This window comes from Streptomyces sp. ME02-8801-2C, from assembly GCF_033793965.1.
Classification (GTDB): Bacteria; Actinomycetota; Actinomycetes; order Streptomycetales; family Streptomycetaceae; genus Streptomyces.
Map to the genome: position 1 here is coordinate 19428 of NZ_JARAXP010000023.1, position 19145 is coordinate 38572.

Annotated in this window: 16 protein-coding genes; 8 read left to right on the forward strand and 8 right to left on the reverse strand. The window is 70.5% G+C overall.

The genetic code is table 11. The features are described 5' to 3' along the window. The first annotated feature begins 19 nt into the window (after positions 1-19). From PV396_RS40110 to PV396_RS40135, 6 genes are all read left to right on the forward strand, one after another. On the forward strand, positions 20-928 hold the full coding sequence (locus tag PV396_RS40110) for a DUF2797 domain-containing protein (RefSeq protein ID WP_319213265.1): 909 nt from the start codon (positions 20-22) through the stop codon (positions 926-928). A gap of 106 nt (positions 929-1034) precedes the next feature. Then, entirely contained in the window at positions 1035-1991 is a 957-nt protein-coding gene (locus tag PV396_RS40115) for an amidohydrolase family protein (RefSeq protein ID WP_416071564.1), read from the forward strand. Positions 1992-2151: 160 nt separating this feature from the next. Further along, positions 2152-2889, forward strand: a complete 738-nt coding sequence (locus PV396_RS40120; protein WP_319213267.1) for a response regulator transcription factor — start codon at positions 2152-2154, stop codon at positions 2887-2889. Between the two features lie 61 nt (positions 2890-2950). Continuing rightward, on the forward strand, positions 2951-4807 hold the full coding sequence (locus PV396_RS40125) for a HAMP domain-containing sensor histidine kinase (RefSeq protein WP_319213268.1): 1857 nt from the start codon (positions 2951-2953) through the stop codon (positions 4805-4807). A 14-nt stretch (positions 4808-4821) separates the two neighbouring features. Further along, complete coding sequence (locus PV396_RS40130) at positions 4822-6219, forward strand: bifunctional glycosyltransferase family 2/GtrA family protein (protein WP_319213269.1); 1398 nt, start codon at positions 4822-4824, stop codon at positions 6217-6219. Then, positions 6216-8426, forward strand: coding sequence for an ArnT family glycosyltransferase (locus PV396_RS40135; protein WP_319213270.1), 2211 nt, complete (start codon positions 6216-6218; stop codon positions 8424-8426). The genes PV396_RS40130 and PV396_RS40135 overlap by 4 nt, the downstream gene beginning before the upstream one ends. A gap of 117 nt (positions 8427-8543) precedes the next feature. On the opposite strand, the gene PV396_RS40140 is transcribed toward PV396_RS40135, so the two are convergent. From PV396_RS40140 to PV396_RS40155, 4 genes are all read right to left on the reverse strand, one after another. Continuing rightward, positions 8544-9011: a PPOX class F420-dependent oxidoreductase gene (locus PV396_RS40140; protein ID WP_319213271.1), complete on the reverse strand. Its 468-nt coding sequence runs from the start codon at positions 9009-9011 to the stop codon at positions 8544-8546. A 141-nt stretch (positions 9012-9152) separates the two neighbouring features. After that, positions 9153-10103 carry a YceI family protein gene (locus tag PV396_RS40145; RefSeq protein ID WP_319213335.1) on the reverse strand — a complete coding sequence of 317 codons (951 nt, stop codon included), beginning with the start codon at positions 10101-10103 and terminating at the stop codon, positions 9153-9155. Positions 10104-10118: 15 nt separating this feature from the next. Next, positions 10119-12641 carry an MFS transporter gene (locus PV396_RS40150; RefSeq protein WP_319213272.1) on the reverse strand — a complete coding sequence of 841 codons (2523 nt, stop codon included), beginning with the start codon at positions 12639-12641 and terminating at the stop codon, positions 10119-10121. A 27-nt stretch (positions 12642-12668) separates the two neighbouring features. Then, positions 12669-13106 (reverse strand): MarR family winged helix-turn-helix transcriptional regulator, encoded by a 438-nt coding sequence (locus PV396_RS40155; protein WP_319213273.1) that lies wholly within the window; start codon positions 13104-13106, stop codon positions 12669-12671. Between the two features lie 204 nt (positions 13107-13310). On the opposite strand from PV396_RS40155, the gene PV396_RS40160 reads away from it, so the two are divergent. Continuing rightward, positions 13311-13511 (forward strand): hypothetical protein, encoded by a 201-nt coding sequence (locus tag PV396_RS40160; RefSeq protein ID WP_319213274.1) that lies wholly within the window; start codon positions 13311-13313, stop codon positions 13509-13511. Positions 13512-13571: 60 nt separating this feature from the next. Here the strand turns inward: PV396_RS40160 and PV396_RS40165 are convergent, their stop codons facing one another. Further along, the gene (locus PV396_RS40165) at positions 13572-14666 is read right to left on the reverse strand and encodes a HAMP domain-containing sensor histidine kinase (RefSeq protein WP_319213275.1); all 1095 of its coding nucleotides are present in this window, start codon (positions 14664-14666) and stop codon (positions 13572-13574) included. A gap of 10 nt (positions 14667-14676) precedes the next feature. Further along, entirely contained in the window at positions 14677-15372 is a 696-nt protein-coding gene (locus tag PV396_RS40170; RefSeq protein WP_319213276.1) for a response regulator transcription factor, read from the reverse strand. A gap of 605 nt (positions 15373-15977) precedes the next feature. On the opposite strand from PV396_RS40170, the gene PV396_RS40175 reads away from it, so the two are divergent. Further along, entirely contained in the window at positions 15978-17141 is a 1164-nt protein-coding gene (locus tag PV396_RS40175; RefSeq protein WP_416071565.1) for an endonuclease/exonuclease/phosphatase family protein, read from the forward strand. Here the strand turns inward: PV396_RS40175 and PV396_RS40180 are convergent. Beyond that, the gene (locus PV396_RS40180; protein ID WP_319213277.1) at positions 17131-17985 is read right to left on the reverse strand and encodes a hypothetical protein; all 855 of its coding nucleotides are present in this window, start codon (positions 17983-17985) and stop codon (positions 17131-17133) included. The two genes, PV396_RS40175 and PV396_RS40180, sit on opposite strands and share 11 nt — an antisense overlap. Before the next feature lie 58 nt (positions 17986-18043). After that, on the reverse strand, positions 18044-18961 hold the full coding sequence (locus PV396_RS40185; protein ID WP_319213278.1) for an RNA polymerase sigma factor SigF: 918 nt from the start codon (positions 18959-18961) through the stop codon (positions 18044-18046). Positions 18962-19145 lie beyond the last annotated feature (184 nt).

The following is a 19145-nucleotide window of genomic DNA, read 5'->3' on the forward strand; positions in this document are numbered from 1 at the left end:
GCCCGTACTCTCGCAAGGGATGGGACAGGCGTGGAGATGCTCGGGGCTGCGGTGGTCGGCGGACGGTCCCGTGCTGCGGTGGGGCGGTGGGCGCGATAGTGCGCTGACCTGGGGGAAGAGGGTGGCCTTCGGGGTCACGGAAGGGGGCGTACGGACATGTGTGGGAGCGCGGGGGAACGCCTGTCCGATACGGGCGGCGGTGTCGGGGCGGAGTACGGGGGCGCGGTGCGAGGAGTGTGCGCGGCTGGACCGGGCACACTCGGTCGCCGCCGACACGATCGCGGACGATCCACGGCCCTACCACGTATATCTGGCGTGGTTCGGGCCCGGGATGACCAAGGTCGGCATCACGGCGGTGGAGCGGGGCTCGGCGCGGCTGCTTGAGCAGGGTGCCGTCGTCTTCAGCTGGCTGGGCGTCGGCCCGCTGATGGCAGCCCGGCGCACCGAGGAGCTGCTGCGCGCCGCACTCGGGGTTCCGGACCGGATCCCGTACGCCGACAAGCGGGCGGTGCGGGCCGCGCTGCCGGGGTCGGCGGCGGAGCGGGCCGTCGAGGTCGAGGAACTGCATGCCCGGGCGGTGGCACTGGGTGGCTGGCCCGAGTCCCTGGAGCGGGCGGCCTGCCAAGTCGTCGACCATGTCGGGGCGTTCGGGCCGACAGGGCTGGCGTCGCCGGCCGTGGGGGCGGTGAGTGAGCTGGTGGCGGGGGGTGTCGTCGGGGGCGAGCTGGTGGCGGCGGCCGGGCCCGATCTGCATCTCGCGATCGACGACGGGCGGGCGGAGTATGGGCGGGGGGTCGTGGTGCTGGACACCAGGCTGATGACCGGGTGGGATCTGGTACCCGTCGGGAGTGGTGGACTGACCGTTCCGGTAAGGGAGTTCAGGGCGGTGAGGGAGGCAGCGGCGGGGGTTCAGGACGGGTTGTTCTGAGCCCGGCGCCGAACAGACAGCGAGCGGCGGCGAGAACAGGGAGAACGGGGAGAGAAGGGGGAGCGGGTAGCGGGGGATGAGGGACCAGAAGATGGGCGAGGAGGCCATGACGGTGGACGGATCGAGAGGTGCCTCGGGTGACGGAAACGTCGACACCGCCGCCGGGGGAGCCGCCGAGGTCGCCCATCTCGCCGAGGCCGGCGAAGTTCGGCGGTTCTGGGAGCGGCTCGGGTTGCCCGGGCTTGTCGACGTGCACACGCACTTCATGCCCGAGCGGGTGCTGCGCAAGGTCTGGGCCTACTTCGACGCCGTCGGGTCGGTGGACAAGGGGGTCGAGTGGCCGATCACCTATCGGCTGGAGGAGGACGAACGGCTCGAGGTGATCCGGGAGTTCGGGGTACGGGCGTTCACCGCCATGCTCTACCCGCACAAGGCCGGCATGGCCGAGTGGCTCAACCAGTGGGCCGCCGACTTCGCCGGGCGCACCCCCGACTGTCTGCACACCTCCACCCTGTTCCCTGAGCCGGGGGTCGAGGGGTACGTCCGGAAGGCCGTCGAGTCGGGGGCGCGGGTCTTCAAGGCGCATGTGCAGGTGGGAGCGTACGACCCGGCGGACGAGCTTCTCGATCCGGCCTGGGGGCTGCTCGCCGAGGCGGGGACGCCTGTTGTGATCCACTGCGGTTCCGGTCCGGCGCCCGGCAAGCACACCGGGCCCGAGCCGATCGGGCGCGTGCTGGCCCGGCATCCCCGGCTGCGGTTGGTCGTCGCGCATATGGGTCTGCCCGAGTACGAGGAGTTCCTCGGCCTTGCCGAGCGGTACGAGGAGGTGCGGCTGGACACGACGATGGCGTTCACCGACTTCGCGGAGCGCATGGCGGCGTTCCCCCGGTCGGCACTCCCCCGGCTGGCGGACCTCGGCGACCGGGTTCTGCTCGGCTCGGACTTCCCGAACATCCCGTATCCGTACGTCCACCAGCTGCACGCCCTCGAGCGACTGGACCTCGGCGACGACTGGCTCCGGGCCGTGTGTCACGACAACGGGGCGCGGTTGTTCGGGCTGTGACCCGGGGGTCTCGGATCGGGTTCGCCCAGGAGACGCACAGGATGTCCGGTGGCCGACTCGTAGGTTTCTGGTGGCTCCCTGAGAGCTGCCTGTGCGTTTCTCAGGAAAATCACAGGTGCCGGAAAGCCTGTTCTCAGAGGGCACCGACATGGTTTCCGCTATGACCACGACCTCGCCCCAGGGGCGCACCGAACTGCTGAGGCCGGACGGGAGCCCCGTCCGGGTGCTTGTGGTGGACGACGAGATGTCGATCACCGAGCTGCTCTCCATGGCCCTTCGCTACGAAGGCTGGCAGATACGCAGTGCGGGTGACGGAACGGGTGCGGTGCAGACCGCGCGCGAGTTCCGGCCCGACGCCGTCGTCCTCGACATGATGCTGCCCGACATGGACGGCCTCACCGTCCTCGGCCGGCTGCGGCGCGAACTGCCCGAGGTGCCCGTGCTGTTCCTGACGGCCAAGGACGCCGTCGAGGACCGTATCGCCGGCCTCACCGCCGGTGGTGACGACTACGTCACCAAGCCGTTCAGCCTCGAGGAGGTCGTGGCGCGGCTGCGCGGTCTGATCCGGCGCTCCGGTGCCGCCGACCGCCGGTCCGACTCCGTGCTGGTCGTCGGTGACCTCACCCTCGACGAGGACAGTCACGAGGTGTCGCGGGCCGGGGACGGCATCCACCTCACCGCGACCGAGTTCGAGCTGCTGCGCTTCCTGATGCGCAACCCGCGGCGCGTGCTGAGCAAGGCGCAGATACTCGACCGCGTGTGGTCGTACGACTTCGGCGGCCAGGCGAACGTGGTCGAGCTGTACATCTCCTACCTGCGGCGGAAGATCGACGCCGGCCGCGAGCCGATGATCCACACCCGGCGCGGTGCCGGTTATCTGATCAAGCCCGCCGCCTGACCCCTGCCATGGGTGGTGCCGCTCCGGAAGAGGCAGTCGAGCCCGGTGGGAGGGCAGCACGGTGAGCAGTAAGAGGAAAGCGGGCGGGCAGCGAAGGCTGGGCAGGGCGTCGCGGAAGTCCCCGTGGCAGAGGAAGCCGCGGACGCTGCGTACGCGGCTTGTCGTCTCGGCGGTCACGTTGATCGCCGTGGTGTGTGCGGTGATCGGCACGGTGACGACCATCGCGCTGGAGAAGCACCTCTACAAGCAGTTGGACAGGCAGGTCACCGACGCCGCCGACCGTGCGGGCGGGCCCCCGAAGGGCAATGGGCTGGGCCCGGGCGGTGGTGTCGGCAAATATCCCGGACCGTTTTCGCATGCCGACGGCTCGTCCTCCTCGTCTCCCTCGACGTCCCCGTCCACGTCCTCCACCTCTTCCTCCACCTCGTCCTCTTCGTCTTCGTCTGCCGGGTCGGCTTCCGGCGGCAACAGCACCACGGCCGGTACCGGAATCGTTGCCCCCTCCGCCGAGAAACGGCTGCGGGACTTCGTCACCCGGGGTGGTACGCAGGCGGAGACCGTCGCCGCCGTCGTCGACGCGGACGGCGGGGTCACCAACGCGGTGATCGCCGAGATGGAGTCGACCGCCACGAGCAGCACCAGTGGCACGAGCAGCGACGTCCCGAACATGAAGGACGTGCCGCTGAACGCGACGCAGATGGCCGAACTGGCCGCCGTCTCCCGCGACAGCGGGCTGCACACCGTGACTCTCACCGGGCTCGGCGAGTACCGGGTGGCGTACACGACCGGCGACCGGGGCAACTACTACGTCGCCCTGCCGACCGACTCCGTCACCACGACCATCAATACGCTGATCCTCGTGGAGATCAGTGTCACCGGCGCCGGTCTCGTCGCCGCCGGTATCGCGGGCTCCGTGCTCGTCGGACTGGCGCTGCGCCCCCTCCGCAAGGTGGCGTCGACAGCCACCCGGGTCTCCGAACTGCCCCTGCACACCGGCGAAGTGACCCTCAACGAGCGGGTCGCCGAGTCCGAGACCGACCCGCACACCGAGGTCGGCCAGGTCGGCGCCGCGCTCAACCGGATGCTCGACCATGTGCACGGCGCCCTGCAGTCACGCCAGCAGAGCGAGATGCGCGTACGTCAGTTCGTCGCGGACGCCAGTCATGAGCTGCGTACGCCGCTGGCGTCGATCCGCGGGTACGCCGAGTTGACCAGACGTGGACGTGAGGAGACCGGGCCGGACACCCGGCACGCGCTCGGGCGGATCGAGTCGGAGGCCGGGCGGATGACCCTGCTCGTCGAGGATCTCCTCCTGCTCGCCCGCCTCGACGCGGGCCGGCCGCTCCAGTTCGACCAGACCGACCTCGTACCCCTCGTCGTCGACACCGTCAGTGACGCGCGTGCCGCCGGGCGGGACCACAACTGGCGGCTCGAACTGCCGGACGAGCCCGCGCTGGTGTCGGCGGACGCGGCCCGGTTGCAGCAGGTGCTGGTGAACCTGCTGGCCAACGCCCGTACACACACCCCGTCCGGGACGACCGTCACCGCGCGCGTGCAGCGGCGCGGGCCGTGGCTGTGTGTGGACGTGCAGGACGACGGACAGGGCATCCCGGCCGATCTGTTGCCGCACGTGTTCGAGCGGTTCGCGCGGGGCGACTCCGCGCGCTCCCGGTCCACCGGGTCGACCGGTCTCGGGCTCGCCATCGTGCAGGCCGTCGCGACCGCGCACGGCGGTGCCGTGACCGTCGACAGTGTGCCCGGGCAGACCGTCTTCACGGTGCATCTGCCGGCCCTCGGCCTCGAAGCCGCACCCGAAACGGACTGGCATTCGGACTGGCAGTCGGACCGTCATTCGGATCGGCTGTCGGACTCACAGGCACACCACAGTGCCACCACATGGGCGCAACAGGGGGCCTGACAAAAGTCGGTCTCATGCGAACCGACTCTTCTCCCGGCACCCTGCCGGCGCGGGAGCACCTCCCGGCCGCGGCAGCCGGTACGCCTGTCCTGGACGTAGTGATCCCCGTCTACAACGAGGAGAAGGACCTCCAGCCATGCGTGCTCAGACTGCACGAGCACCTCAAGCGCACGTTCCCGTACGCGTTCCGCATCACGGTCGCGGACAACGCGTCGACGGACACCACCGACCTGGTGGCGGCGCGGCTGGCGGCGGAGATACCGGAGGTCAGGTCCTTCCGGCTGGAGCAGAAGGGGCGCGGCCGGGCCCTGCGGACCGTGTGGTCCGCGTCCGACGCGCCGATTCTCGCCTACATGGACGTCGACCTGTCGACCGACCTGAACGCCCTGCTGCCGCTGGTGGCACCGCTGATCTCCGGTCACTCGGACCTCGCGATCGGCTCCCGGCTCGCCCGCTCCTCGCGCGTCGTGCGCGGCGCCAAGCGGGAGTTCATCAGCCGGACGTACAACCTGATCCTGCGGGGCTCGCTCCAGGCCCGCTTCACGGACGCGCAGTGCGGATTCAAGGCCATCCGGCGTGATGTCGCCCAGATCCTGCTGCCGCTCATCGAGGACACCGGCTGGTTCTTCGACACCGAGATGCTGGTGCTCGCCGAGCGCGCGGGTCTGCGTATCCATGAGGTTCCGGTCGACTGGGTCGACGACCCGGACTCGACCGTCCACATCGTCAGGACGGCGACCGAGGACCTGAAGGGCGTGCTGCGCGTGGGCAGGGCCCTCGCCACCGGCTCGCTGCCGTTGGACCGGCTCGCCCGGCCCTTCGGTGACGATCCGCGCGACCGCGACATAAAGGACGTACCGAAGGGACTGGCCCGCCAGCTCGTCGGGTTCTGTGTGGTCGGCGGGATGTCGACCCTTTTCTACCTGCTGCTCTACAGCGCCTTCCGGGGGTTCGCCGGCTCGCAGCTCGCCAACGCGCTCGCGCTGCTGGTCTCGGCCGTCGCGAACACCGCGGCCAACCGGCGCCTGACCTTCGGGGTGCGCGGCCGGGGCGGTGCGGTGCGGCACCAGGCGCAGGGCCTGGTCGTCTTCGGTATCGGACTCGCCCTCACCAGCGGCTCGCTCGCCGCCCTCGACGCGGCGACCAGCGACCCCGGCCACTCCACGGAACTGGCGGTGCTCATCACCGCCAACCTCGCGGCGACAGTGCTGCGGTTCCTGCTCTTCAGGGCCTGGGTGTTCCCCGACCAGGGCGATGAGCCGACCTTGTCCGACCACCGGACATACACATCGATTTCGTACGAAGACTCCTTCAGTAGTACCTCCTACGGCGACTCGTGGGAGGAGCCGACCACGCGGCTTCGGCCGGTGGTGCTCCCGCACGACAGCCAGGATCAGAGGAACCCGCGATGACCACTCACTTCGACCAGACGACCCGTCCGGATGCGCAGGCCCCGCCTGTCACGGACGTGCCGGCTCCCTCCTCCGGTGAGCCCGAGCAGCCCTTCGTACGCAGACTGTGGCGAGGGCGGGCCGAGGACCACCGGTGGGTGCGGCCCGCTTTCCTCGCCGCGCTGCTGGTGATCGGCGCGCTGTACACCTGGAACCTGACCGCCTCGGGATACGCCAACTCCTTCTACTCGGCGGCCGTTCAGGCCGGGAGCAAGTCCTGGAAGGCCTTCTTCTTCGGCTCTCTCGACGCCTCCAACGCCATCACGGTCGACAAGCCCCCGGCCTCGCTGTGGCCGATGTCGCTGTCGGTCAGGGTCTTCGGGCTCAACTCCTTCGCGATCCTGTTCCCGCAGGTGCTGATGGCCGTCGCCACGGCGGGTGTGCTGTACGCGTCCGTGCGGCGCCGGTTCAGCGCCACGGCCGGGTTCCTCACGATGGCGGTCTTCGCGCTGACGCCCGTCGCCGCGCTGATGTTCCGCTTCAACAACCCGGACGCGGTCCTCGCGCTCCTGATGGCCGTCTCGGTCTACTGCACCCAGCGGGCCATGGAGAAGGCCGAGACGAAGTGGCTGCTCTGGGCGGGTACGGCGATCGGTTTCGCCTTCCTGGTCAAGACGCTCCAGGCCTTCCTGATCCTGCCGGTGCTGGCGCTGGTGTACGTGGTGTTCGCGCCGACCGGTGTGCGCAGGCGCATCGGGCAGGTGCTGGCCGCCGGGCTCGCGATGGTCGTCGCGGGCGGCTGGTGGGTCGCGATCGTCGAACTGTGGCCGGCGTCCTCGCGCCCCTACATCGGCGGCTCGCAGAACAACTCCTTCCTTGAACTGACCTTCGGCTACAACGGACTTGGCCGTATCAACGGTGAGGAGACCGGCAGCGTCGGCGGCGGTGGAGGTGGCGGCGGCACCGGAATGTGGGGCGAGACCGGCTGGAACCGGATGTTCAACTCCACCAGCGGCGGCCAGATCTCCTGGCTGATTCCGGCCGCGCTGATCCTGCTCGTCGCGGCGATCTGGGCCGGCCGCAAGGCCAGGCGCACGGACGACGTCCGCGCCGGGTTCCTGCTCTGGGGCGGGTCGCTGCTGATCACCATGGTGATCTTCAGCTTTATGCAGGGCATCTTCCACGACTACTACACCGTCGCCCTCGCCCCCTACATCGCGCCGCTGGTCGGCATGGGCGCGGCCCTGCTCTGGCAGGAGCGGGACAGGATGTGGGCGTCGCTCGCGCTCGCGGGTGCCATGACGGCCACCGCGGTCTGGGGGTACGTCCTGCTCAACCGCTCCTCCGACTACCTGCCCTGGCTGAAGTGGCTCGTGCTGGTGGGCGGTCTGACGGCCGCGCTCGGGCTCATCTTCGTCAACCGGCTCGGGCGTCAACTGGCCCTGGCTGTGGTCGGGTTGAGCTTCGTCACGGCGCTGGCGGGTCCGGCCGCGTACTCCCTCACGACCCTCAACGAGGGGCACACCGGTTCGATCGTCACGGCGGGCCCGTCCGTGGCGGGCGGTCGCGGTGGTCCCGGCGGTGGGTTCGGGGGCGGCGGCGGTATGCGCGGCGGCTTCGGCGGCGGTACGGGCGGCCAGCAGGGCCAGCAGGGCCAGCAGAACGGCAACGGCAACACCCAGGGCAACCAGCAGGGCAACCAGCCGGGCGGCGGCATGGGGCAGCCCCCGACAGGCGGCTTCCCCGGCGGCGGGAACACCAACGGGAGCACCCAGCAGGGTGTCCCCGGCGGCCGGACCGGTGAGGCGGGCGGCATGGGCGCCGGCGGCGGTGGCATGGGCGGTCTGCTCAACGGTGCCAGCGTCAGCAGCGAGGCCAAGGCTCTGCTGGAGAAGGCCAGTGACTACACGTGGGCCGCGGCGGCCATCGGCGCCCAGAACGCGGCGAGCTACCAACTCTCCACCGGGGAACCGGTGATGGCGATCGGCGGCTTCAACGGCACCGACCCCTCACCGACGTTGGCGGAGTTCAAGCAGTACGTGGCGGACGGCAAGATCCACTACTTCATCTCCAGCGGATCCGGTCGCGGTGGCATGGGCGGCGGCAGCGGTAACGGTACGACGAGTACCTCGTCCCAGATCAGCACGTGGATCGAGAGCAACTTCAAGGAGGTGACGGTGGGTTCGGCCACCTTCTACGACCTGACGCAGCCTACGAGCAGCAGCTGACGGTTCCTTCTCGTGGTGGCCCGGAGTGAGATCGCTCCGGGCCACCGCTTTCTGCGGCTGCGGGCCGTCGGTGGCTGCTCGCGCAGTTCCCCGCGCCCCTTTGGGACGACTCCTCGCTCACTCGCTCACAAGGCGCGCCGGGAAACCGCCCGTCGCCACCGGACCCCACCGCTCCGGCGTGACCCGGATGATCGACTTGCCCTGCTTGACCATGGCCTCGCGGTACTCGTCCCAGTCCGGGTGTTCACCGGAGATGTTCCGGAAGTACTCCACGAGCGGCTCGACCGAGTCCGGGGAGTCGATGACCTCGGCCGTTCCGTCGATCTGGACCCAGGGCCCGTTCCAGTCGTCGCTCAGGACGAGCAGACTGACGCGCTCGTCCCGCTTGGCGTTGCGCGTCTTGGCGCGCTCGGGGTACGTCGACACGACGATCCGGCCCGAGTCGTCGACCCCGCAGGTCAGCGGCGAGGCCTGGGGGGAACCGTCCGCGCGTCGGGTGAGGAGGATCGCCCGGTGGCGGGGCCGTACGAAGTCGAGCAGCTCGGCCAGGGACACAGCGGTATTCGTAGCGATGTTCGGTGCCATACGGGCAGCCTAGGGCCGGTCGTCAAATTCCCGTCTGCCTGGCGACGCCACGCACGCCCTCTCGCCGCACCGGGCACAGACCCACGTACAACCAGTACGAGGGCCTGTGCCCGGCACGCCGAGAGCACGCACCTGACGCCGTCAGGCCCGCCCTCCGGGCGGACGACGGGAATTTGACGACCGGCCCTGGAGGCCGGCACCCCGCACGGCCTGAATCTCCAGCTCCACCTTGAGCGTCGTACCGATCGCCGCGATCCCCGCCCGCACCACCTGGTTGTAGTCCATGGCGAAGTCCTCGCGCCGCAGCTCCGCGGTCGCCCGGAACGCGGCCCGCGCCGCGCCCCAGGGATCCGTGCCGGTGCCGAGGTAGGAGAGGTCGAGGTCGACCGGGCGTACGACACCGCGCATGCTCAGCTCGCCGTGGACGGTCCAGCGGTCGGGACCGGCGGCCGGGGTGAGGCCCGTCGAGCGGAACGTGATCTCCGGGCATCGTTCGACGTCGAGGAAGTCGGGGGAGCGCAGATGCTCGTCCCGCGTCGCGTTCCCCGTGTCGATGGAGGCGGCCGAAATCACCGCGTCCACCCGGGAGTCGGTGACCTCGTCCGGCGCGATCGCGATCGTCGCCGTGAACTCGGTGAACCGTCCGCGCACGCTGGAGATGCCCAGGTGCTGAGCGACGGCCCCGACGGACGAGTGGGCCGGGTCGACGGTCCACGGCCCCGGCGGCGGCAGTTCGGCGCCGCCGCCCAGCCGGGCGAGGGTGACGGTCCCGACGTCGGTCCGCCGTCCCTCAGAGGGGGTACTCCCAGCGGTGACGATGGCGCTGGACGCGGTGGGCGCGTACCCGACGGCCGTCACGATCACGGTGTACGCGCCGGGCGCGAGCGGGGTCGCGTCACGCACGACCCCGTCCGCGTCGGCCCCGGCCCGCAGCACCTGCTGCCCGGTCGCGTCGGTCACGGTGACGACCGCGTGGGACACGGCCCACCCGTCCCGCGTACGAACCCGCGCGCTCAGCCCTGTCAGCCCTGTCAGCTCTGTCTGCCCTGTCTGCCCTGTCTGCCCTGTCTGTCCTGTCAGTTCTTCGGTCATGCCCGTCATGTCCCGCTACTCCCCGCCCGGGTGGGCGAGTTCGATGTCGTGGTCGTCGGTGCCGCGCCCGGAGACGGTCAGAGCGGTGGCCTTCGGCGGGTAGCCGGTGGCGATGACCGTGTAGTCGCCGCTGTCCAGATCCGTGAAGGCGTACGCCCCGTCCGCACCGGTCGTGGCCGAGCCGACCACGTTGCCCGCCGCGTCGACGAGTGTGACCCGCGCGTCCCCGAGCGGCCCCTGCGGCGCCCGAACGACACCCTGGAGCTGCGCCCCGGACGCCAGTTCCACCTCGATCCGGGTGACTCCCGTGCCGCCGACCTCGACGGGCAGCGCCCGAGGCCGGTACCCGAGGGCGTTGACGGCGACGGTCACGGCACCCGGCACCAGCTCGGCGAACGTGAACTCGCCCTGCTCACCGGTCGTCCCGGTGGCCAGCACATCCCCGCGCACATCGGTGACGATCACCATCGCGTCCCTGACCGGCACCCCGGTCTCGGAGCCCCGCACCAGCCCGCTGAGCCCGCTGGTGCCGCTGAGCAGAATGTCGTACGAGACCGGCTCGCCGTTCACGACGACGGTCGAGGCCTGCGGCTGGAACCCGTCCGCCGAGGCGATCAGGACGTACGAGCCCGTGCCGGGCGCGTCCAGCGCGTAGGCGCCGTCGCCCTGCGCGACCGCGCGGCCCAGCTGACGTCCGGAGAGGGAGATCAGCGTGACGGCGGCCTGCGGAAGGGGCGCGCTCTCGGCACCGCGCACGTGACCGCGTACCGGAATCCCGCCACCGGCAGGTCGCCCGGCGGGCCCCTCGGCGGCCTCGACGGACTCGGCCGTCACCGTGGTGACGGCGGCGAGCGCCTTCTCCGTCCCGGCGGCCTCGGCGGCTTCGGCGGTGCCGGTGACGGGGGCGGCCGGAGCGATACCGGTCTGCTGCTTCTCCTCCGCGGCCTGTGCCAGCGCGCCCTTGGTCCGCAACGGGACCTCCTTGATGAAGAGGGAGAAGACCAGCGCGAGCAGCGCGGCCGGGGCGGCGTAGAGGAAGACGTCGCCGATGCCGTGGCCGTACGCGCCCTCGATGACCGTGCGCAGCGGCGCGGGCAGCGCGTCGAGGTCGGGGATGGCGTTGGAGGAGGAACCCGGCATCGCCGACGCGTACTTCGGGTCGATGGTGGCCAGGCCGTCCTTGAGGTGGTCGGTGATCCGGTGACTGAGGACCGCGCCCAGCGCGGAGACGCCGATCGCACCGCCGAGGGACCGGAAGAAGGTGACCACCGAGCTGGCGACACCCAGATCGGCGGGGGAGACCTGGTTCTGGGTGCACAGCACCAGGTTCTGCATCATCATGCCGACGCCGAGCCCCAGCAGCGCCATGAAGACGGCGACGTGCCAGTAGGGGGTGTCGTAGCGCAGGGTGCCCAGCAGACCCAGACCGGCCGTCACCAGCACACCACCCGCGAGCAGCCACGCCTTCCAGCGTCCCGTACGGGTGATGACCTGGCCGGAGACGGTGGAGGAGACGAACAGGCCGCCGATCATCGGGATCGTCATGACGCCGGACATGGTCGGCGACTTGTCGCGGGCCAGCTGGAAGTACTGGCTGAAGAAGATGGTGCCCGCGAACATCGCGACGCCGACGAAGAGCGAGGCGAGGGAGGCGAGGGTGATCGTGCGGTTGCGGAAGAGCCGCAGCGGGATGATCGGCTCGCTCGCCTTCGACTCGACGAGAACGAAGACGCCGAGCAGCGCGACCGTGCCGCCGATCATCGCGTACGTCTGCCAGGACACCCAGTCGTACTTGTCGCCGGCGAAGGTCACCCAGACCAGCAGCAGGCAGACGGCCGCGGTGATGAAGAAGGCGCCGGTCCAGTCGACCTTGGCCTTGCGCTTCACGACGGGCAGGTGCAGGGTCCGCTGGAGCACGATGAGGGCGATGACGGCGAAGGGCACGCCGACGTAGAAGCACCAGCGCCAGCCCAGCCAGCTGGTGTCGGTGATGACACCGCCGATCAGCGGGCCGCCGACCATCGCGGTCGCGAAGGTCGCGCCGAGGTAGCCGTTGTAGCGTCCGCGCTCACGCGGGGAGATCATCGCCGCGAGGATGATCTGGGCGAGGGCCGACAGACCGCCCATGCCGATGCCCTGCACGGCACGGAAGCCGATGAGCATGCCCGCGTTCTGCGAGAGCCCGGCGGCGGCCGAGCCCAGCACGAAGATGACGAGCGCGAACTGGATCAGCAGCTTCTTGGAGAAGAGGTCGGCGAGCTTGCCCCACAGCGGGGTGGACGCGGTCATCGCGAGCAGCGACGCGGTCACGACCCAGGTGTAGGCGCTCTGTCCGCCGCCCAGGTCCTTGATGATGTCGGGCAGGGCGTTGGAGACGATCGTCGACGACAGGATCGCGACGAACATACCGAGCAGCAGCCCGGTGAGCGCTTCCATGATCTGCCGGTGCGACATCGGAGCGCCGTCGGCCGAGCCGTGGGCACCTCCCCCGTGCTTGGCGTGAGCCGCTCGCACACCGGCCGGTGTGGTCGTTGCCATTGAACTTCCTTGTCTACGTCGTCTTCTTCACTGCGTTTGCTGGGTGTTGAAGCTGTCGCGAAGTCGGCTCATGAGCCGGACGAGTTCCCCGATGTCCTCGTCGCTCCAGTCGGAGAGCCGGTGGGCGAGCAGTTCGGTGGACCGCCGCGACAACTCGCCGATCTGCGCGTGCCCGGCGGGGGTCAGCCGCAGAATGCGGCAGCGCTTGTCGGCGGGGTCGGGGAGGCGTTCGATCCAGCCGCGTCCGGCGACATGGGCGACATGGCGGCTGGTCACGGACATGTCGACGGCGAGCAGCTCGGCGAGCCGGCTCATCCGCATGTCCCCGTGCCGGAGGAGGAGCAGCAGCACGGCGGCGGAACCGCCGGGACACTCGGGCGGCATGATCCGCCCCATCTCCCGCTTCACGGCACCGAAGGCACTGAACTGACGCACCAGCTCCTCGTACTGCGCCTGCTCGGCCATCACATTCCCTGCCCCTGCGTCACCGTATTCGTTGCTTGGGGCAACCATAGAAAAGATTGGTTGCTACAGGCAAATGAATCGGACGAGGGGTGGGCTAAAAAGTTGGCAAAGGCAAGCATTGGCGAACGTAAACACACAGGTCGGAGCGGGCGGAAAGGGGCCCAGCTTGGGTGGGCCCCGGCGAGTTCGCTAGGGTCTCGCACCATGGCCAACACCCAGGGCCCCGAGGGCAACTACGACCCCGCGGGCAGCACCCAGATGTTCCGAGCATTCGTCGACGAGACCCCGCAGGGCGGCACCGGCCGCCAGGCCCCCGCCCCGGCGGGCCCCCGCATCGGCCTGATCGTCGGCGTGGTCGTCGCCGTACTGGTCGTCGCGGCGGTGGCCTGGCTGGCGCTGAAGTAGAACCGGCTGAAGTAGAACCGAGGGTCGAGGGGCCCTGAGCGGAAGCTCGGGCCCTGGTCCTCAACTGCCCGTGTGCGGGGACGCCGCCGGCAGTTCCACAGTCACGCGCAGGCCGCCTGCCGCGCGCGGTGTGAGGGTGAGCGTTCCGTCGTGTGCGTGGGCGATGGACCTGACGATCGCCAGGCCGAGGCCGACGCCCGCGTGATCGGTGTGCACGCGTTCGGTGCCGCGCTGGAACGGTTCGGTGAGTGTCGAGGCGAGCTGCGCGGAGATGCTCTCGCCGGTGTTCTCGACGCTGAGGACCACTCGACCCGGCCGTACGCCGGTCTCCACCCACACCATGCCCTCGGCGGGCCGGTTGTGGAGGATCGCGTTCTGTACGAGGTTCGTCGTCAGCTGCAGCAGGAGCGCGTGCGAGCCGGCCGTGGTGGCGATGTCGCCCCCGGTGTCGATGGTGATGCCGTGCTTCTCCGCGAGGGGCAGGAGCGTCTCGGTGGCTTCCTCCGCGAGGAGGGACAGGTCGACGTCTTCTCGGGTGAAGGACCGCTGCTGAGCACGGCTGAGCAGCAGCAGCGCCTCGGTGAGGTTGATCGCGCGGGTGTTGACCGCGTGAAGGCGGTCGATGACCTGGCCGGGGTCGTGGTCCGGATCGGTGCGTGCCACGTCGAGCAGGGTCTTCGAGACCGCCAGCGGGGTGCGCAGCTCGTGCGAGGCATTGGCCGCGAACCTCTGCTGTTCGCCGACGTGCGCTTCGAGCCGCGCGAGCATCGTGTCGAAGGCGTCGGCGAGCTCGCGGAACTCGTCCCTGCTGCCCGGCAGCCGGATGCGGTGCGAGAGCGACCCGTTCGCCGCCATGCGCGTGGCCTCGGTGATCCGGGCCAGCGGGGCGAGCATGCGACCGGCGAGCAGCCATCCCCCCACGAGACCGAACACCAGCAGGAACGCCAGTACGGCGGCCGCCCGGGGAGCGAACAGGCGCAGGAGGCTGGACCGGACGGGAAAGACGCCGCCGGGGGACAGGTTGTCGGGGACGATGAGCGTCGCACGGTCGGGGACGTACCGCAGCAGGAACACCCACACGGCCGCGAGCAGCAGGGCTCCGGCCAGCATGAGGAACCCGGCGTAGGTGAGGGTGAGTTTCACGCGCACGCTCATCCCGGGGCCCCTACCCACGCCCGACTCCCTCCGGCCCGGAGTCCGGTTGCGCGTCGATGCGGTAGCCGACGCCCGGCAGGGTGGCGATGATCCAGGGTTCGGCGAGCCGTTTGCGCAGGGCGGAGACGGTGATGCGGACGGCGTTGGTGAACGGGTCGGCGTTGCCGTCCCACGCGTGCTCCAGCAGTTGCTCGGCGCTGACGACACCGCCCTCGGCGGCGACGAGGACCTCGAGCACGGCGAACTGCTTCCTGGTCAGCGCGACATAGCGGCCGTCCCGGTACACCTCGCGGCGGAACGGGTCCAGTCGCAGTCCGGCGATCTCCCGTACGGGCGGCCTGTTGTGGGCGCGCCTGCGGTCGAGCGCCCTGAGCCTGAGCACCAGTTCCCGGAGTTCGAACGGCTTCGTGAGGTAGTCGTCGGCGCCGAGCTCGAACCCGGAGGCCTTGTCGTCGAGCCGGTCCGCCGCGGTGAGCATGAGGATCGGCATCCCGCTGCCGGAGGCGACGATGCGTCTGGCGACCTCGTCACCGGAGGGGCCGGGGATGTCGCGGTCGAGGACGGCGATGTCGTACGCGTTGACGCTCAGCAGCTCCAGAGCGGTGTCGCCGTCGTGCGCGATGTCGGCGGCGATCGCTTCGAGGCGCAGGCCGTCCCGGACGGCCTCCGCCAAATAGGGTTCGTCCTCGACAATCAGCACACGCATGCTCCGAGGCTACGAGCCGCCGCGTATCGCCGGTGTATCGAAAACCGCATACGTGACGACAACACCGCGCTGCGTTGACTGACGGTATGACTCGAACAGAGATCACCACGGGCCCCGCCGGGGCGAAGCCCGGTCAGACCGCCACCGGCACAGGGTCGCCTACCGGGACGGGCACGGCGACCGGGGCCGGGTCGGCTACCGGGATGGGCGCCGGCACGGTTACCGACATGGCCATCGGCGCCGGGACAGCCACCGGCCCCGGCCATGGCACGGGCACGGGCGCCGGCACGGTCACCGGCCCCGGCCATGGCACGCGCACGGCCCCCGGCACGAGCACCGGGACGGGCGTCGGCGCTGGCACGGGCACCGGGACAGCCACCGGCACCGGCCATGGCACGGGCACGGGCGCCGGCACCGGGGCGGTCACCGGCCCCGGCCATGGCACGCGCACGGCCCCCGGCACGAGCACCGGGACGGGCGTCGGCGCTGGCGCAGGCGCCGGGAACGGCACCGGTGTCGGCACCGGCAATGACACGGGCACGGCTGTCGGCTCGGGCATTGGGACGGGCCCCGACGCCGGCACGGTTACCAACACGGTCACCGACATGGGTACTGGCACGGGCGCGGCCCCCGGCACGGGCGCGGCCCCCGGCCCAGGTACAGCCCCCGGCACGGCCACCGGCACCGGGTCGCCTACCGGCACCAGTACTGGCACCGACACCGGTACGGCCGCCGGGCACGGCACCGGTGCCGGGCCCTGGCGTGTGGGCGTCCGGTGGGTGCTCCGCGTCGGATTCCGGCCCGAGCCCTGGAAGCGTGGCCCGTTGCTCGCGGCCTCCGCGTTGCTGCTCGGCCTGCTCATGATGGTGCACTCGAGCATCCCGAACCGGGTCGGGAACCTCGGCAGTCTGACGGAGACCTTCCTGCCGTGGTTCGGCGTGTTCATCCCTCTCCTGCTCGCCGGGGCGCTCTGGCGCCGCTCCGCCGCAGCGGTGGTCGCACTGCTGCTGCCGGTCACCGTGTGGCTGAACCTCTTCGGTGGACTGCTCGGCGACAAGTCCCACGCGGGCAGCGACCTCACACTGGCCGGCCACAACGTCAGCGCCGACAACCCGGACCCGGCCGGCACCGCCCGCGACCTCGCCGCCTCCGGCGCGGACGTGCTGGCACTGGAGGAACTGGACGACCAGGCCACGGGGACGTACGAGAAGGAGTTGGCGAAGGCGTATCCGTACCGCACCGTCCAGGGCACGGTGGGCCTGTGGAGCAAGCTGCCCCTGTCGGACAGCCGGCCGGTCGAGATCGAGACGGACTACGGGCCGCTGGCGGCCACCAAGCCGGCCGACGTCAGGATGGCCGGCAACCGGGCGCTGCGCACCACGGTGGCCACGGACCACGGCCCGCTCGCGGTCTACGTGGCTCACCTGGGATCCGTACGCGTGAATCCCCGGTCGGGCTTCTGGACGGGCACGCGGGACAGAAACGCACAGGCGCTGGGCCGGGCCCTCGCCGCCGAGCGGAACAACCGGGTCGTGCTGCTCGGCGACCTGAACGGCACCACGGACGACCGCGCGCTCGCCGGCCTCACCTCGAAGCTGCACTCCGCCCAGGACACGGCCGGGGACGGCTTCGGCTTCACCTGGCCGGCGAAATTCCCGGTGGCGCGGATCGATCAGATCCTGGTGCGCGGCGTGGAGCCGGACAGTTCATGGGTCCTGCCGGCCACCGGCAGCGACCACCTGCCGGTGGCCGCGGGAATCAGCTTCTGACACCGGCTTCCCACTCCACGTCGACGACCCGTGTCTCCACCCGCATCCCCCAGGGCACCCGCCACGCGTCCACGCACACCGTCCAGGCGTCCTCCCTGCGCGCTCCCGCATCGAGCGGCGCGCCAAGCGGCACCCTTGACTCGACCGTCGCCCAGTCGATGCCGAGCAGGTCGATGATGTGCGTGCCAAAGGTCACGGTGCCCGAACGCACAGGTGAGGCACCGGGGTTGTGAAGGGCAAGCGTCACCTTCTCGCACCAGCGCTTGTCGGTGCCCTCGCGTACCGGCGCACCCGCGATCAGCCGCGCGGGACCGGAGGGCGGGGACGATCCCGACGGGGTCGGTACGGGTGCCGAGGACAAAGTCGGTTCAGGGACGGGGGCAGGGACAGGGGCCGGTAGCGGGTCCGGTACCGGGGCCGGCGTCGTGGCGGGCACCCCCGCACCAGTGCCCGCACCCGTGCCCGCCCGCACATCCGCACCCGTGCCCGCAGGTGTCGTAGAAGCCGAATGCTCGCCGCTGCCCGGCAAGTTGAGGCCGGCCCCCGGAACGACGGGCGACGCGCGGCCAGTTGGCGATGTGCGCGGCCGACTCCCCTGCCCAGGAGGTGAGTCGGGCACCGGAGTTCCCTCCAGCGGTACGAACGTCACCTCCCCGGTGGGAGCGATCGCCGTACCGCCGGTCGCCGGTCGCTCGACCGCGACGTAACCCTCGTCGGGGTCACCGCCTCCGCACGCCGCCAGCGCCCCTGCCAGGGCGCAGGTCACGACGGCCGCCGAGGTGGTGAGGGCGATGGCGCCCCGGCGGTCATGCGTCGCGTGCGTCGTGCGCAGCTGTCGAAGCATCGCGACATCGTCGCTGATGTTCCGTCAGAAGTGAACCCTCACGCTCCAGTTGGATACGTCAGTCGGAGATCAGGCCCTCGCGGAGCTGGGAGAGGGTCCGGGTCAGGAGACGTGACACGTGCATCTGGGAGATGCCGACCTCCTCGCCGATCTGCGACTGGGTCATGTTGGCGAAGAAGCGCAGCATGATGATCCGGCGTTCGCGCGGCGGAAGTTTGGCCAGCAGCGGCTTGAGGGACTCGCGGTACTCCACGCCCTCGAGCGCCGTGTCCTCGTAGCCGAGGCGGTCCGCCAGGGAGCCCTCGCCGCCGTCGTCCTCCGGGGCCGGGGAGTCCAGGGACGAGGCCGTGTACGCGTTGCCGACCGCGAGGCCGTCGACGACGTCCTCCTCGGACACGCCCAGGACCACGGCGAGTTCGGCGACCGTCGGGGAGCGGTCCAGCTTCTGCGCGAGTTCGTCGCTGGCCTTGGTGAGGGCCAGGCGCAGCTCCTGGAGCCGGCGCGGGACGCGGACGGACCACGACGTGTCGCGGAAGAACCGCTTGATCTCGCCCACGACCGTCGGCATCGCGAACGTCGGGAACTCGACGCCCCGTTCGCAGTCGAAGCGGTCGATCGCCTTGATCAGGCCGATCGTGCCGACCTGGACGATGTCCTCCATCGGCTCGTTGCGGGAGCGGAAGCGGGCCGCCGCGTACCGGACGAGGGGGAGGTTCAACTCGATGAGGGTGTCCCGGACGTACGCACGCTCGGGGCTGTTCTCGTCGAGGGCGGCGAGCCGCAGGAACAGGGAACGAGACAGGGTGCGGGTGTCGATGGACCCCGTGGCCGGCGGAGCGGCCGGGAGGGCCTGGACGGCCGGGGCTGCCTCTGCCTCGACCTCCACTACGAGGGCCGGGACGTCGTGAAGCTCGGCGGGCGCCGACTCGCTCTTGGTGAGCGTGAGCACCTTCGAGCTGCCCTGGTCTGCGGACATGCCACCCCCTTTGGGTCGCGGACGGTCGCGGCTGTCGTTCCCGATCGAGGGAACGCAGCCTTCACCTGAATACCGGAGCCGAAGCCACGGCAAACGCTCTTCCGGCAGAATGTCACATGTCGGCAACACGCTGTAGTGACATGTCGACATGTGGGACGCGAATCCGCCCTGGAAAAAGGGGGTG

Bases quoted from the DNA above. Each gene is read 5' to 3' on its own strand.
- PV396_RS40110 (WP_319213265.1), top strand. From the start codon at position 20: ATGGGACAGGCGTGGAGATGCTCGGGGCTGCGGTGGTCGGCGGACGGT.
- PV396_RS40115 (WP_416071564.1), top strand. From the start codon at position 1,035: ATGACGGTGGACGGATCGAGAGGTGCCTCGGGTGACGGAAACGTCGAC.
- PV396_RS40120 (WP_319213267.1), top strand. From the start codon at position 2,152: ATGACCACGACCTCGCCCCAGGGGCGCACCGAACTGCTGAGGCCGGAC.
- PV396_RS40130 (WP_319213269.1), top strand. From the start codon at position 4,822: ATGCGAACCGACTCTTCTCCCGGCACCCTGCCGGCGCGGGAGCACCTC.
- PV396_RS40135 (WP_319213270.1), top strand. From the start codon at position 6,216: ATGACCACTCACTTCGACCAGACGACCCGTCCGGATGCGCAGGCCCCG.
- PV396_RS40140 (WP_319213271.1), bottom strand. From the start codon at position 9,011: ATGGCACCGAACATCGCTACGAATACCGCTGTGTCCCTGGCCGAGCTG.
- PV396_RS40145 (WP_319213335.1), bottom strand. From the start codon at position 10,103: ATGACCGAAGAACTGACAGGACAGACAGGGCAGACAGGGCAGACAGGG.
- PV396_RS40150 (WP_319213272.1), bottom strand. From the start codon at position 12,641: ATGGCAACGACCACACCGGCCGGTGTGCGAGCGGCTCACGCCAAGCAC.
- PV396_RS40155 (WP_319213273.1), bottom strand. From the start codon at position 13,106: ATGGCCGAGCAGGCGCAGTACGAGGAGCTGGTGCGTCAGTTCAGTGCC.
- PV396_RS40160 (WP_319213274.1), top strand. From the start codon at position 13,311: ATGGCCAACACCCAGGGCCCCGAGGGCAACTACGACCCCGCGGGCAGC.
- PV396_RS40165 (WP_319213275.1), bottom strand. From the start codon at position 14,666: ATGAGCGTGCGCGTGAAACTCACCCTCACCTACGCCGGGTTCCTCATG.
- PV396_RS40170 (WP_319213276.1), bottom strand. From the start codon at position 15,372: ATGCGTGTGCTGATTGTCGAGGACGAACCCTATTTGGCGGAGGCCGTC.
- PV396_RS40175 (WP_416071565.1), top strand. From the start codon at position 15,978: ATGGGTACTGGCACGGGCGCGGCCCCCGGCACGGGCGCGGCCCCCGGC.
- PV396_RS40180 (WP_319213277.1), bottom strand. From the start codon at position 17,985: ATGCTTCGACAGCTGCGCACGACGCACGCGACGCATGACCGCCGGGGC.
- PV396_RS40185 (WP_319213278.1), bottom strand. From the start codon at position 18,961: ATGTCCGCAGACCAGGGCAGCTCGAAGGTGCTCACGCTCACCAAGAGC.